Below are 13751 nucleotides of genomic sequence, written 5' to 3' on the forward strand. Positions count from 1 at the left end.
AGGAGAGTGTGAGTTGAAGCGCTTCAGACTCGCCGCGCTGCTCGCCGCGGCCACCATCGCCCTGCTTCCGGCCACCGCGTCGGCCGACGTCACCTACCCCGACCCCCTCCCGCTCACCGGCCAGCAGATCATCCACGACCCCACGGTCACCCACCTCAAGAACGGCCGCTACGTCGCCTACTCCACCGGCGGCGTCATCGGAGCCCGCCTCTCCACCGACCTTCACCACTGGGACGACGCGGGCAACGCCTTCACCACACCCCCGAGTTGGTGGTACGACTACAACTCCACCGCCGACCCCTGGGCCCCCGACCTCTCCTACCGGGACGGCCGCTACTGGCTCTACTACGCCGTCTCCTCCTGGGGCACCAACCACTCGGCGATCGGCGTGGCCACGTCGAAGACGGGCATGCCCGGCACCTGGACCGACCACGGTCCGGCCTTCACCTCGCAGACCACCGACGCCTGGAACGCCATCGACCCGGCGGTGATCCGGGCCGACGGCAAGCTCTGGATGGCGTTCGGCTCGTACTGGACGGGCATCCGCATGGTCGAACTGGACCCCAGCACCGGCAAGGCGATCGCGGACACACCCGTGGAGCACCTGGCCACCCGCCCGGACGCCCCGTACGCGGTCGAGGGCCCGTACATCGTCGAACACGGCCGCTACTACTACCTCTTCGCCTCCTACGACGCGTGCTGCGCGGGCGTGAACTCCACCTACAAGATCCGGGTAGGCAGGTCGACGACGGTGACCGGCCCCTACACGGACAGCACGGGCAAGCCGATGCTGGAGGGCGGCGGCGACCTGTTCCTGGCCGGACACGGCAGGTACGTCGGCACCGGAGGCGAGTCGGTCTTCCACGACCGAGGCCAGGACTGGCTGGCGTACCACTACTACGACGCGGACGACAACGGCACGCCCAAGCTGGGGCTGAACAGGCTCAGCTGGACGAAAGACGGCTGGCCGGACCTCCTTTAGGGGCGCGGGGAACTGCGCGACCAGCCACATCGAACCCGCAGACAGAACTGAACCTCCGGAAGGAAAATATGCGTACCGCTCGTTTCGCCCTGGACCCCGCTTTCACCGTCGGTGAGGTCAACCCCCGCCTCTTCGGCTCCTTCGTCGAACACCTCGGCCGCTGCGTCTACACCGGCATCTACGAACCCGGCCACCCCTCCGCCGACGCCGAAGGCCTCCGCACCGACGTACTGGACCTGGTCCGCGAACTGGGCGTCACCGCCATCCGCTACCCCGGCGGCAACTTCGTCTCCGCCTACAACTGGGAGGACGGTGTGGGCCCCGCGGAGGAACGGCCCCGCCGCCTCGACCTCGCCTGGCGCTCCACCGAGACCAACCGCTTCGGCCTGTCCGAGTACATCGCCTTCCTGAGGAAGATCGGCCCCCAGGCCGAGCCGATGATGGCGATCAACCTCGGCACGCGCGGGGTCGCCGAGGCCCTGGAGCTCCAGGAGTACGCCAACCACCCGGGCGGGACGGCCCGTTCGGACCTGCGGGTGGCGCACGGCGACAAGGAGCCGTTCGGCATCGGCCTGTGGTGTCTGGGCAACGAGATGGACGGGCCCTGGCAGACCGGCCACAAGACGGCGGAGGAGTACGGCCGTCTCGCCGCCGAGACCGCCCGCGCGATGCGCCAGATCGAGCCGGACCTCGAACTCGTCGCGTGCGGATCGTCGGGACAGAGCATGGAGACGTTCGCCGCGTGGGAGGCGACCGTGCTGGCCGAGACGTACGACCTCGTCGACTACATCTCCCTGCATGCCTACTACGAGGAGACCGACGGCGACCGCGACTCCTTCCTCGCCTCCGCCGTCGACACAGAGTCCTTCATCGAGAACGTGGTGGCGACCTGTGACCACGTCGGCGCCCGGCTGAAGTCGAAGAAGAAGATCAACCTCTCCTTCGACGAGTGGAACGTCTGGTACCAGAGCCGGCCGAACCCGCATCCGGTCGAGGACTGGCAGGAGGCCCCGCGCATCCTGGAGGACGTCTACAGCGTCACGGACGCGGTCGTCTTCGGCTCCCTGCTGATCGCGCTGCTGCGGCACGCGGACCGGGTGACCGTCGCCTGCCTCGCCCAGCTCGTCAACGTCATCGCGCCGATCATGACGGAGCCGGGCGGCGCGGCCTGGCGGCAGACGACGTTCTTCCCGTTCGCACAGGCGGCGACGTACGGGCGCGGGGAGGTCCTCGACGTCCGCGCGGTGTCGCCGACGTACGAGACGAAGAAGTACGGGGAGGTCGACCTGCTGCACGCCACCGCCGTGCGTGCCGAGGACGGCTCGGTCACCGTCTTCGCGGTCAACCGCAGCCAGACCGAGCCGCTGCCGCTCGAAGTCGCTCTGAACCGGCTGGGGTTGACGACGGTCGTCGAGCACAGCGCGGTCGCCGACGCGGACCCCGACGCCCGCAACACCCTTCAGGACCAGGAACGGGTCACCCCGCACCCCGTCGAGGGCGCCACCCTCCAGGACGACGGCACCCTGACCGCCGTCCTGGAGCCGCTGTCCTGGAACATGATCCGGCTCGGCTAACGGGCGTGCGCGCGGCCGGGGGAGTCCACCGGGGTCACCGGTACGCCTCCGGCCGCGCTGCCCATCAGGGTCAGCTTCACCTCGCCGGGACCGGCCGGGGTGGTGCCGTCGGACAGTACGGCGAGAGCCAGGGTGTTGGCGCCCCGGGTGCGCAGGACGCCGCCGGGGAGGACGAAGGTGTGCTGGGGGCCGACGTCGTTGACGTACTGGCCCATGTTCCAGCCGTTCAGGAAGATCTGGACGCGGTAGGCGCGGGCCGGGTCGTCGGTGAGGGTGAGCCCGATGGAGGCGTCCACGCCCGGGTCGATCGCGAGCCGGAACCCGGTGCGGTACCAGGCGACTCCCTGCCCGCGCGCCGCCCGCGGGAAGTCCACGGCCTTCCAGCCGCCGTCGGCGAACTCCGGCAGATGCCAGCCCTGCCGTTCCCCGTACAGCCCGCCGTGGTTGAGGGGTCCGCGCACCGGGTCGGGCGCCGCCTCGCCCTGGATCCGCCAGGTGACGGCCGGGCTCGCCCCGGCGAACGTCACCGCCGTGAGGCCTCGTGCGGCCTTGTGCGTGTCCTTCGCCGCGCCGTCCATGTCGTGCTGCATCCGGCGGACGAGGACGGAGAGGACGTGCGGTCCGCTCCCGTACCGCACGGGGAAGGTGGCCGTGGCGGACCACGTGCCCTGGCGCACCGTCGACTTGTCCGGCACCGGCATCCGGTGCGTGCCGAGCGGCTTCCCGTCCAGCCACGCCATCAGCAGCCCCTGCGTGCCCGTGACGTACGAGAGGGACACCGACTCGGCGGCGCCCGCGTCCGTGAAGCGCCCCCGGTACCAGACGTCTCCGTAGTGGAAGCCGTAGTCGTCGGCGAAGAGAACGGGCTGCCCGGCCGGTACGGGGGTGGTGCTGTACGAGGAGGTCCTGTCCGCGACCTTCCAGGCGGAGTCGTCGAACTCGGCGTCCGACTCGGGGTTCTCGGCCTGGAAGCGCCAGTCGCCCAGCGCGGGAAGGTGAACGGCCGCGACCCCGGGCAACCGCTGCTCGGCCCGCAGACTCCCGGAGGTGGTCGCCCGGACCTTCAACGTGCCCTGGTTCCAGACCACTTCACTCATCCCGCGCGGCCCCCACACCTCCAGGTCGGCCGCCTCGACGGTGTCCCCGGTGAGATGGACGGCCGTGTCGCGCAGGGCGGCGGTGCGCAGGAGCGCCGGGCCGTAGGCGAGCACGGGCCCCGACGGGGTGTCGTAGCGCCACAGCCGCACGGACGTCTCGTCGTCGGCGAGCAGCAGGAGAAGAGGGGCGTCCGTGCCGCCGCCCTCCACCAACACCCGGGTCAGACCGCCCAGTCGGGCGTCGACGCGGAGCGCTCCGGAGGTGTACGCGTGGCCGGCCTTCCCCTCCAGCACGGTGACCGTGGGCTCGCTCGCGCACTCGACGGCCGTCCGTGTCGCCTCCCCCTTGCGCCCCGTGAACACGGCGATGTCCTGCCGTCCGGCGGTGAGCCACAGCATCGGCTGGGCGCTGGAGTATCTCAACGTCCGCCGACCGAGCGGGAGACCGGTGGCGAGCAGCCGGGCGTCGAGGCCGGGGACCGGCACCGGTAGCGGATCGTTCACTCCGTCGAGGGGGACGGCGGCGACGACGTCGTCGGCCCGGTCGTTGCGCAGGATGTGGAAGTGCGCCTCGGTGTCCGGGTTGACCAGGTGGTACGCCGTGATCCCGGCGTCCGCCCCCGACGCGCCGTCACGCGCGCCGACCTGGATGTCGGCCGCCCGGTCCAGCTTGGCGAGGTCGGGCACGGAGTGCAGGAGCTGCCCGAGCTGGTGCATGGGGACCAGCTTGGGGGTGGGTCTGCGGGCCTCGTCGAGGGCGGCGCCGTAGTCGTACGAGGTGTAGACGACCGGCGCGGGCAGCCAGCCCCAGGAGGTTCCCCCGAACGTCATGTAGACGTTGTGGATCTTGATGCCGTTGGCGAGGTTGGTGAGGTAGAAACGCCGCTCGTACGCCGCGTCGCGCGTCCGCGCCGACTCCGCGTATCCCTTCCCGTCGAACTCCACCCCGCCCCAGGGGTCGAACCAGCCGCCGCCGAACTCGGCCAGCAGCCCCGGTGTTCGGGGACTCGCCGTCGAGCCGCCCTTCGTACCGCCGATGCCGTAGTAGCCCCAGTCGGGCGGCGGTGAGAGAGGCGAGGGGTAGCCGTCGAAGCCGTACAGATAGCGGCCCGTCTCGCCGCCCGTGTCGAACGTTCCCGGCGCCCAGTACCCGTTGCGCCCCTTGTCGTTGTGGAAGAGCGGCACGTCGATGCCGTCGGCGCGGACCTTGGCGTAGAGATGGGCCATGTAGTCGAGCCCGCGGGGGCTGGTGACGTTGTTCGCGTACTCGTTCTCCAGCTGGTAGAGGACGATCGTGCCGCCGCCATGGGTGTAGAGGTGCCGGACCGCGATCCGGTTCACGGCGGTCAGCCACTCGTCGGCGTACGACAGATAGGTCGGGTCGGAGGTGCGGGCGGTGCCCCGGGTGGCGGTCAGCCAGCCGGGAAAGCCGCCCGCGTCGACCTCGGCGTTGATGTACGGGCCGGGCCGCAGGATCACGTACAGGCCGGTCTCGGCGGCCGTGCGCAGGAACAGGTCGAGGTCGCGGACGCCGGTGAAGTCGTACTGCCCGGGCGCGGGGGAGTGGTAGTTCCAGGAGACGTAGACGCTGATGGTGTTGTAGCCGTGGGCGCGCAGCTTCTCCAGGACATCCCGCCAGAGGGAGGGGCTCGGCAGCCGGAAGGGGTGGACCTCGCCGGACCACAGGACGACCCGTCTGCCGTCGACCAGCATCGAGTACGAGTCGAAGCCCACGGTGTGGCGGGTGCCGTCGGCGCCGGGCGGCTCCGGTGCCGGGCCGGTGGGGGCGCTCGCGCGGGCGAAGGCGCCGTCGCTCCCGCTGAGCGTGAGGCCGAGCGCGGTGGTGCCGGCGAGTGCGCTGAAGGTACGTCTGCTCAACACCATGCGGGGCCTTTCGAGGACACGGAGGGTGCGGCCATTGTCCACAGCGGTGCGTCCCACGAGGGTTGTATGAGGATCTCGGCGCGGGCGGATCACGCGGATGACGCGGTACGGGCGGCACAGGGGGCCACCCGGCGGACATCGCGTTCCTCATCCCGCCCTCAGGCTCTCCTCAGCTTCGGCGCCTACCGTCACGTCCCGTTCATTCCTGCCGGACCGGTGGGAGAGCAGGGACGACGGAACGGACCCCATGCGCACGCTGATACTGCTCGCCCTCGCGGGCCTGGGCGCCCAGCTGGTCGACGGCAGCCTGGGCATGGCCTACGGCGTCACCTCGACCACGCTGCTGCTCGCCATGGGCACCAACCCGGCCGCGGCGTCGGCCACGGTCCACCTCTCCGAGATCGGCACCACGCTGATGTCCGGCGCCTCCCACTGGCGCTTCGGGAACGTGGACTGGAAGGTGGTCGCGAGGATCGGCGTGCCGGGCGCGGTCGGGTCCTTCCTCGGCGCGACGGCCCTGTCGAATCTCTCGACGGAGGTCGCGGAGCCGGTCATGTCCCTGATCCTGCTCGCCCTCGGCCTGTATGTGATGTCCCGCTTCACCTTCCGCGGCATGCCCAAGGGCCAACTGGGCAAGCCCCTGCGCAAGCGGTTCCTGGCCCCGCTGGGCCTGGTCGCCGGATTCCTCGACGCGACCGGCGGGGGCGGCTGGGGCCCGGTCGGCACGCCCGCTCTGCTGGCCAGCGGCCGGATGGAGCCGCGCAAGGTGATCGGCTCCATCGACACGAGCGAGTTCCTGGTGGCGATCGCCGCCAGCCTCGGGTTCCTCTTCTCCCTCGGCTCCCAGGGGCTGAACTGGACCTGGGTCCTCGCCTTCCTCCTCGGCGGCCTGGTCGCCGCGCCCGTCGCCGCCTGGCTGGTCCGCCTGGTGCCGCCGCGCGTGCTGGGCTCCGCGGTCGGCGGCGTCATCGTCGTCACCAACGTCCGTACGCTCCTGAAGAGCGACTGGGTCCACGCGTCGGGGACCGTCGGCGCCCTCGTCCACGCCCTCCTGTACGCGCTGTGGGCCGGGGCCCTGACGTACTCGATCCGCGCGTACCGGAGGGAGAGGACGGAGGAGACCGTGACGGAGGACCGGCAGCCGGTCGCGGTCTGAGGAACGGGCGGGGCGGGTGGGTCAGGAGGGCTTGGCCGCCGAGAGGGCGGTGACCGTCACCTTGTCGTCGCACTCGGCGATGACACCGTCCGTCAGCGCGACCTGGTGCGCCCCGGCCCCCGGGACACCCACCACCAGCGTCGGGTAGCTCGCGGGCGTGGCTCCGGACTTGCAGTAGCCGTCGGCCTCACCCTGGACCTGCACGAACGTCAGCTTCGCCCACGCCTTCCCGCCCGCCGCGATCTTCACCGTGGACACGCCCCCGGTCGTGGTCACCTTGAGCGGACGGTTCTTCTCGGGGGAACCGTTGCCCGCCCCCGCCACGGTCGGATACCCCTGGACGGTGCACGCCTTGCCGGACACGTTGGTGAACTCGACGATCGCCGCTCCGGTCCCGGTACCGTCCGGCCGCACCGCGGCCTGGTACATGGACGCCTTGAGACCCGACAGGCCACAGGCCTTCGCACCGGTGGACGGCGCCGCGGTGTGCGTCGGGGAGCCGGACGTGGCGGGTGTGGAGGGTGTGGAGGTGGAGGTGGAGGTGGAAGTGGAAGTGGACGCCGCCGGCTTGACCGGAGCGCCCGACGGCGAAGAGCCCGCCCCCGTCGGGCTGTCGCCCGGCTGACACGCGGTCATGAGCAGGGTGGCCGCCGACGCGGTCACCATCGCCGCCGCGACTCTGCGGATACCGATGCCGTACATGAAGTCCCCCGAAGTGGTTCAGGCGCCGGTCTCTCACCGACACTCGTCGCTTCAGAGCGCGTCATCGGCTTCCGGGGTTCACCTGCCGGGCTGTCTGTGACACGACGGTGACACAGCGGGTCGCACTGTGTATTTCGGGACAGCTCGACCGCCGGCGACCCGCATGTCCGGTCAATCGAGCGGCGGCCGTGGAGCCGCCCACAGGAGGTCGCGGGTCAGTTCGAGCACGCTCGGTGTGCCGGTCAGGCTCATCGCCTCGACGAGTTCGTCGGTGAGGTCGTCGATCAGGCGGGTCACACCGGCGGCGCCGCGGACGGTCAGCGCCCACAGGACGGGCCGCCCGATGAACACGGCACGGGCACCGAGGGCGAGGGCGGCGAGGATGTGGGTGCCGCGGCGCAGCCCGCCGTCGGCGTAGACCTCGGCACCGGTGCCCGCCACCGCGTCGACGACCTCGGGCAGCGCCCAGGCGGTGGGCACCAGCCCGTCCAGTTGCCGTCCGCCGTGGTTCGAGACGATGAGGCCGGACGCCCCCGCGGCCACCAGTTCCCGGGCGTCGTCGCCGCGCAGCACGCCCTTGACGACGATGGGGAGGCCGCGGGCCCGTTCGCGCAGCCAGCCGATGACGTCGAGGGTCAGATCGGGTGCGCGCTCGGCCGCCTCGGGCGAGGGAACCCCGGTGACGTTGCCGTACAGGTCCTCCGGTCCGATGAAGTCGTCGACCTGCGTGGCACGTTTGCCCCGCGACCCGTTGACCGGCGTGTCGGCGGTCAGTACGACCGCCCGCGCCCCGGCGGCGAGGGCCCGCTCCAGCGTCTCGATGGTCAGTACGGGGTCCCGGGCCACGTACACCTGCACCCACCACGGCGCGCGGCTCGGCACCAGGTCCGCGAACGGCACCGCGGTGTTCGAGGTCACCGCCAGCAGTGATCCCGCCGCCGCGACGCCCCGCGCGGTGGCGGCCTCCCCGTCCGGGTGGGCCTTGCGCTGCAGGGTGCTGGGCGCGACGAGTACGGGCGTACGAACGGGCGTGCCGAGTACGGTCGTAGAGGCGTCGCACGTCGAGACGTCCCGCAGCAGCCGTGCCCGGAAGCGGAACTGGTCCCAGGCCGAGGTCGCCTCCGCGACGCTCATGCCGCGACCGGTGCCGCGCCGGAAGTACGCGTAGACGTCCTCCGGCAGCACCTCGGCGGCCCGCTCCTGAAGACCGTCCATCCAGCGGCCGATGTCTGTCACCTGACATCCCTTCGTCGTACGGTACGACGAAGCAAGGGTGCCCCAGGCACCCGCCTCGGCGGTCTAATTCGCTCGACACCGAGGGGCGGGACCGTGATGCTGCACCCCTATGACGCGAACCGATACGCCCACCGCCTGGGACGAACGCACCCAGCTGGCCACCTTCCTCGACTACGCCCGTGCCACCGCCCGCGCCAAGTGCGAGGGGGTCTCACCGGAGGGCGCGCGGCAGGCCCCGCTCCCCGGATCCCCGCTGATGACGCTGTGCGGGCTGATCAGCCATCTGCGCTGGGTCGAGCACTACTGGTTCCACGTGATGTTCCTCGGCGAGGAGGACGACGGGCCGATCGCGGCCGCGACGGAGGAGGATCCCGATCCGGAGATGCGGATCGCCGTCGATGTGCCGTTGCCCCGACTGCTCGACGAGTACGAGGAGCAGAGCGCCCGGTACCGGCTTCTGGTCGCCGAGCACGACCTGGACACCAGGGCCAAGCGTCCGTTCCGCGATGGCCGGTACATGGACCTCCGCTGGATCGTGCTCCACCTGATCGAGGAGACCGCTCGGCACAACGGCCATCTGGACATCGTCAGGGAACTGGTCGACGGCGAGAAGGGAGCCTGAAGCCATGGACGAGTCGGCGGGGCTGAACCCGACCATCCGGACCCTCACCTTCGACTGCACCGGGGATCCGTACGATCTCGGCCTGTTCTGGAGCGAGTTGCTCGGCCGCCCGCTGGACGAGGGCGACAAACCGGGCGACCCGGAGGCGCTGCTGCGCGACCCGTCCGGCGGCCCGACGCTGCTCTTCGTGCGCGTCCCCGAGGGCAAGTCGGCCAAGAACCGCATCCACTTCGACCTTCAGCCACAGGGCCGCACCCGCGCCCAGGAGGTCGCCCGCGCCCTCTCCCTCGGCGCCCGCCGGATCGCCGACCACACCCGCCCGGACGGCGGGGGCTGGGTCACCCTCGCCGACCCCGAGGGCAACGAATTCTGCGTGGAGCGCGGCGAGTTGGGCTGAGCGTGCGCAGGCGCTACGCGCGCGTCACCCCGTTCAACGGCACCCGTCGCGCCTCCACCGTCCGGCGCGCGATGCGCCACGCCCCCTCACGCCGCACCACGACGTCCTCGTACGACACCGATCCGCACCGGCCGTCGGCCATCACCCCCAGCCCCTTGGACCGCACCCGCGCGCGGCCGTCTCCGAGGTCGTCGGTGATGACGATGTTGGTGACGTGATGGGCGACGGCGTTCCCGGCGCCGAGGGCGAGGGCCGCGTCCCGGATCGCCTCGATCCCCGCCAACTCGCCCTGTCCGAAGGCGGACACGTCGTAGACGACGTCCTCGGTGAACAGTTCCGTCAGTTCGTCGAGGCGTCCGTCGTCGAAGAGATGGCCGTGCAGGGAGATCAACTCGGCGATGGCCAGGCGGTCTTCGGTGGCGAGTGGCATGGCGGGGCCTTCCGTGTGTGTGCGGTCGCGTGCGCTTCGCAACAGCACATCTCCGTAGCCGTCCATTCCATTCCACCGCGCAACTTTCACCCCGTCGGCGCCCCCAAGCCCTGTCCGTCGACTCTCTACGGGCCCCTGTTCCGCCGGCACGGAAAAGTTCAACGACTGCGGGTGGTCTTCCCCGAACCTCCGCGGTGAGCGCTGTTCCGGCGGGGGGCGGCTGTGACGATCAAGGTCTTGGCTGCTTGGGCCGCTTCGCGGTCTGACAGGCGTGCCGCGGTCCGTGCTGGGGTGAGATCTGGCCGACGAGTTCCCGGAAGCAGATCAGGGCGGTGATGGGCGGGATTCCGACGACGACCATCGCCAGCAGGGAACGCGGGGACTGGCCGACGCAGAGGGCGACCGCCGTGCCGGAGGCGATCAGCATCACGGTCCAGGACCGTCTGGCGCTCCGGTGCTGAACGGATGCCCGAAGAATGGACAGACCCGCCACGAGCCACGGTCCATACACCGTCAGCGGCCACCATCGTGCCAACTTCGCTGACACGACCAGTAAAGAAATGCCACGCAGCTGGTTGTATGAATAAGAGACGGACCATCCCAACATCATCACTGCGGAGACAATGATCATTACCACCAGGAATACGACCGTGATGATCCTGTGTTTCGCGGCAATGGCCTGAAAGCCCGGCCGGGGCCTGCGCCGGCTGATCGGGCGGCGCGGCTGGGCGTGGCTGTGCGGCGGGGCCGGAGCGGGGGGCGTCACGCTCGACGTCGTGTACAGCATCTGCGCCAGCTCTTCGTCCGGATCCCACGTGTCCGGTGCGATCGCGGGCTCGGGGACGTGCCAGAGGTGTTGCGTCCCGAGCGGATCGGTGCCGGTGAACTGTGGGTTCAACGGATCATAGGCGGTGGCTCGCGGATCGAGCTGAATGTCGCGGAGGGTGGGATCATCCTGCGTCCAGTCCATCTGTGTGCGGCTCCTTCGTGCCCTGGCTCAGAGGGATCCATCTGCGGTGTGTCCGTCCCATGTGGCCCGCAGGTATTCGCTTTCCATGCGGGTCATGGCCTTGAGGAACTCCTCGAGCAGGTCCGCGCAGTGCTCCAGGCGTGCCCTCCCTTCGGCGATATCAAGCCAGTCGTTTCCGTGCATATCTTTCGTCGTCACGGCTGAATAACGAGCGCCATAGGGCGTAAGGCATTCGGGCATTCAGGGGAATGTGCGTCCATAGATCCATAGATCCATAGAGATGATCGTGGTGTTATCGAGGGGAGGGCCCCGCCGGTTTCCGGCGGGGCCCTCCCGGGGGATCCGCGGGGCGGACGTCAGCTCGTTTCGACGCCGACCGTCAGCGTGCCCGTGTAGCCCGACGCGGCCGTGCTGCCCAGGGCCGTCAGGGTGAGGAGGCCGGACGCGGCGCCCCCGTCGTCGTAGATCGAGTCCTGGGCGAGGGTGGTGCGGGTGACCGTGTTCGTGGAGTACGGGGAGATCCTGGCCACCGCCGTGGTGATCGTTTCGTCGAAGAAGAGCTGGCCGGTGTGGAGTTCCCGGCCGCCGGTGAAGCTGCCGTCCGAGGTGAGCGTGACTCCCGTGTGCACCTTGAGGTGGATGTGGATGCAGCGGCCCCGGTACCAGCCGGGGTAGATCGTGGTGAGGTTCGCGACGCCACTGGAGTTGGTGAGGACGCCGCCCCGCAGGAACGAACCGTCGTCCGGTTCGCTGTGGCCGTTGTTGCCGACGAAGCCGGAGTACTCGCCCAGCGCGTCGCAGTGCCAGATCTCCACGAGGGCGCCGGAGAGCGGGGCGCAGGTGTCGTCGTCGACGACGGTGAGCGCGAGCTTGAGCGGGACGCCCGGCTTGCTCTCGGTGATGTCGGCGCGGACCAGGGCGCCGTCCAGGTAGTAGGGGCCTTCGGTCATCTCCTTGGTGAGGGTGCAGACGGCCGCCGCGGCGACGGGGGCCGAATCCACCGTCTTGGCCGTGTCGGTTGTGGGGGCTTCCGGTGCGGCGGCGCCCACGGCCAGGGTGGCGGCCGTGGCGCCGGTGGCGATCAGCACCGTACGGCGCCCGATCGGGTGGGCTGCTCCTGAAGTGTCTGTCATGAACACGGCAGATTAGGGACGGATGCTGTTGGCCAGCTGTCAGTAAGGCAAAGTGATGAGCCGTCAAGTTCCTTGTGAGACAGGTGAACCGGGTCGGTTCAGATGGTCGCTTCGAGGATCACGTCGATGTTCCCCCGGGTGGCGTTGGAGTAGGGGCAGACCTGGTGGGTGGTCTCCACGAGCCGGTCGGCGGTCGCCTGCTCCACGCCGGGCAGGTGGACCGACAGCTTCACGGCCAGGGTGAAGCCCCCGTCCTCCTTGCTGAGCAGGCTCACGGTCGACGTGACGGTGGAGCCGGGCACCTTCACATCCTGCTGGGCCGCGATCAGCCGCAGTCCGTTGTGGAAGCAGGCCGCGTAGCCCGCGGCGAAGAGCTGCTCGGGGTTGGTCCTGTCGCCGCCGGGGCCGCCCATCTCCTTCGGCACGGCGAGGACCTCGTCGAGGACTCCGTCGAGGCTGCGGACCTCCCCGTTGCGGCCGTCGCCGGTCGAGAGGGCCTCGGTGGTGTAGAGCGTGGTGGTGGACATGGTGTCTCCTTCTTGCTGGGCCACGGGGTCGTGGCCGGACTTGGGCAGGTTTGAGCAGGCATGCGTGGGCGCGGGTGGGCGCGCCTCGGCATGTCGAACGGAGGCGGGGTGGACCGGCCCTGCTACGGGAGGGAAACGGAACCCGTGCCGGCGGTGGCCCGCGTGCGCGAGGCGGCATCGGCCGGCGCGGTGACCTGGGCGAGCAGGGTCAGCGCGGCCTGCGAGGAGGACCCCGCCGCCGCGGTGACCGCGACGATGCGCTGCCCGGGTTCGTTCGGGACCGGCATCGCCTGCTGGGCGACGTCCATCGGGCCGACCAGTGGATGCCGCATCCGGTGTTCCGCGATGTCCCAGGCGCGAACGCGGTGTTCGGACCAGAGCGATGTGAACTCGCGGCTCTTCATGGTCAGTTGACCGATCAGCTCGGCCAGCTCCGGATCGTCGGGGTGTTCGCCGACCGCGAGCCGGAGCTTGCCCACCGCGTCCCTGGCCTTGCGCGGCCAGTCCTCGTACAGATCACGGGTGTGCGGATCCAGGAAGACGAGCCGTGCGGTGTTGGGGCGCCGGGCCGGCTGCTCGGGGCTGTCCGGATCGAGATGCCCGGCGAACAGCGCGTGCCCGGTGCGGTTCCATGCCAGGACGTCGCTCCGGCGGCCGAGCACGATCACCGGGGTGTCCCCGAAGGCGGCGATCAGCTGCCTCGTCGCCTCCGAGACACGCTCGGGTGCGGGGCGGCGGGGCCGACTCCTGCCGCTCTTGCGCACCACCCCGGCGAGGTCGTGCAGGTGGCGGTGTTCGGTCTCGTCCAGGCGGAGCGCCCGGGCGATCGCGTCCAGTACCTCAACGGAGGCGTTGAGGGACAGTCCCTGCTCCAGCCGCGTGTAGTAGGACTGGCTCACCCCCGCCAGCTGGGCCAGCTCGTCGCGCCGCAGCCCGGGCACGCGTCGGCGCTCCCCGAACGTCGAGAGCCCGACGTCGGAGGGCCGCAGCTGCGCGCGACGCGTACGGAGGAATCGACCGAGCTGGTCCTTGCTGTTCATG

The 13751-nt window shown here is 70.4% G+C and carries 14 protein-coding genes; 5 read left to right on the forward strand and 9 right to left on the reverse strand.

The window, feature by feature from the left end:
* Positions 1 to 13 precede the first annotated feature (13 nt).
* A complete protein-coding gene (locus ACZ69M_RS02465) occupies positions 14 to 982 on the forward strand; it encodes an arabinan endo-1,5-alpha-L-arabinosidase (RefSeq protein WP_470046056.1) in 969 nt (322 codons plus the stop codon).
* Positions 983 to 1050: 68 nt separating this feature from the next.
* A complete protein-coding gene (arfA, locus tag ACZ69M_RS02470) occupies positions 1051 to 2556 on the forward strand; it encodes an arabinosylfuranosidase ArfA (protein ID WP_470046057.1) in 1506 nt (501 codons plus the stop codon).
* On the opposite strand, the gene ACZ69M_RS02475 is transcribed toward arfA, so the two are convergent.
* On the reverse strand, positions 2553 to 5537 hold the full coding sequence (locus tag ACZ69M_RS02475; protein ID WP_470046369.1) for a beta-galactosidase: 2985 nt from the start codon (positions 5535 to 5537) through the stop codon (positions 2553 to 2555). The genes arfA and ACZ69M_RS02475 overlap by 4 nt on opposite strands.
* A 247-nt stretch (positions 5538 to 5784) precedes the next feature.
* Between ACZ69M_RS02475 and ACZ69M_RS02480 the strand changes: the two genes are divergently transcribed.
* A complete protein-coding gene (locus ACZ69M_RS02480) occupies positions 5785 to 6693 on the forward strand; it encodes a sulfite exporter TauE/SafE family protein (protein WP_470046058.1) in 909 nt (302 codons plus the stop codon).
* Between the two features lie 21 nt (positions 6694 to 6714).
* Here ACZ69M_RS02480 and ACZ69M_RS02485 read toward each other — a convergent pair whose 3' ends face one another.
* Together ACZ69M_RS02485 and ACZ69M_RS02490 are read right to left on the reverse strand one after the other, a co-directional pair.
* On the reverse strand, positions 6715 to 7395 hold the full coding sequence (locus ACZ69M_RS02485) for a DUF4232 domain-containing protein (protein WP_470046059.1): 681 nt from the start codon (positions 7393 to 7395) through the stop codon (positions 6715 to 6717).
* Positions 7396 to 7566: 171 nt separating this feature from the next.
* Positions 7567 to 8631 (reverse strand): alpha-hydroxy acid oxidase, encoded by a 1065-nt coding sequence (locus tag ACZ69M_RS02490; RefSeq protein WP_470046060.1) that lies wholly within the window; start codon positions 8629 to 8631, stop codon positions 7567 to 7569.
* A gap of 109 nt (positions 8632 to 8740) precedes the next feature.
* Here ACZ69M_RS02490 and ACZ69M_RS02495 point away from each other — a divergent pair, with 109 nt between their 5' ends.
* Together ACZ69M_RS02495 and ACZ69M_RS02500 are read left to right on the forward strand one after the other, a co-directional pair.
* Positions 8741 to 9253, forward strand: coding sequence for a DinB family protein (locus ACZ69M_RS02495; RefSeq protein WP_470046061.1), 513 nt, complete (start codon positions 8741 to 8743; stop codon positions 9251 to 9253).
* Positions 9254 to 9257: 4 nt separating this feature from the next.
* Positions 9258 to 9650 (forward strand): VOC family protein, encoded by a 393-nt coding sequence (locus tag ACZ69M_RS02500; RefSeq protein ID WP_470046062.1) that lies wholly within the window; start codon positions 9258 to 9260, stop codon positions 9648 to 9650.
* A 13-nt stretch (positions 9651 to 9663) separates the two neighbouring features.
* On the opposite strand, the gene ACZ69M_RS02505 is transcribed toward ACZ69M_RS02500, so the two are convergent.
* The 6 genes from ACZ69M_RS02505 to ACZ69M_RS02530 all read right to left on the reverse strand — a co-directional run bounded on the left by ACZ69M_RS02505 (position 9664) and on the right by ACZ69M_RS02530 (position 13750).
* Complete coding sequence (locus tag ACZ69M_RS02505) at positions 9664 to 10080, reverse strand: nuclear transport factor 2 family protein (RefSeq protein WP_470046063.1); 417 nt, start codon at positions 10078 to 10080, stop codon at positions 9664 to 9666.
* 229 nt (positions 10081 to 10309) lie between these two features.
* Positions 10310 to 11050: a DUF2637 domain-containing protein gene (locus tag ACZ69M_RS02510; protein WP_470046064.1), complete on the reverse strand. Its 741-nt coding sequence runs from the start codon at positions 11048 to 11050 to the stop codon at positions 10310 to 10312.
* A gap of 27 nt (positions 11051 to 11077) precedes the next feature.
* Positions 11078 to 11290, reverse strand: coding sequence for a hypothetical protein (locus ACZ69M_RS02515; RefSeq protein WP_470046065.1), 213 nt, complete (start codon positions 11288 to 11290; stop codon positions 11078 to 11080).
* 116 nt (positions 11291 to 11406) lie between these two features.
* Positions 11407 to 12183: an intradiol ring-cleavage dioxygenase gene (locus tag ACZ69M_RS02520; RefSeq protein ID WP_470046066.1), complete on the reverse strand. Its 777-nt coding sequence runs from the start codon at positions 12181 to 12183 to the stop codon at positions 11407 to 11409.
* Between the two features lie 98 nt (positions 12184 to 12281).
* Positions 12282 to 12710 (reverse strand): organic hydroperoxide resistance protein, encoded by a 429-nt coding sequence (locus ACZ69M_RS02525; protein WP_470046067.1) that lies wholly within the window; start codon positions 12708 to 12710, stop codon positions 12282 to 12284.
* 122 nt (positions 12711 to 12832) lie between these two features.
* On the reverse strand, positions 12833 to 13750 hold the full coding sequence (locus tag ACZ69M_RS02530; RefSeq protein ID WP_470046068.1) for a helix-turn-helix domain-containing protein: 918 nt from the start codon (positions 13748 to 13750) through the stop codon (positions 12833 to 12835).
* Between the last annotated feature and the right edge of the window lies 1 nt (position 13751).

The organism is Streptomyces sp. NPDC107454 (assembly GCF_055582885.1).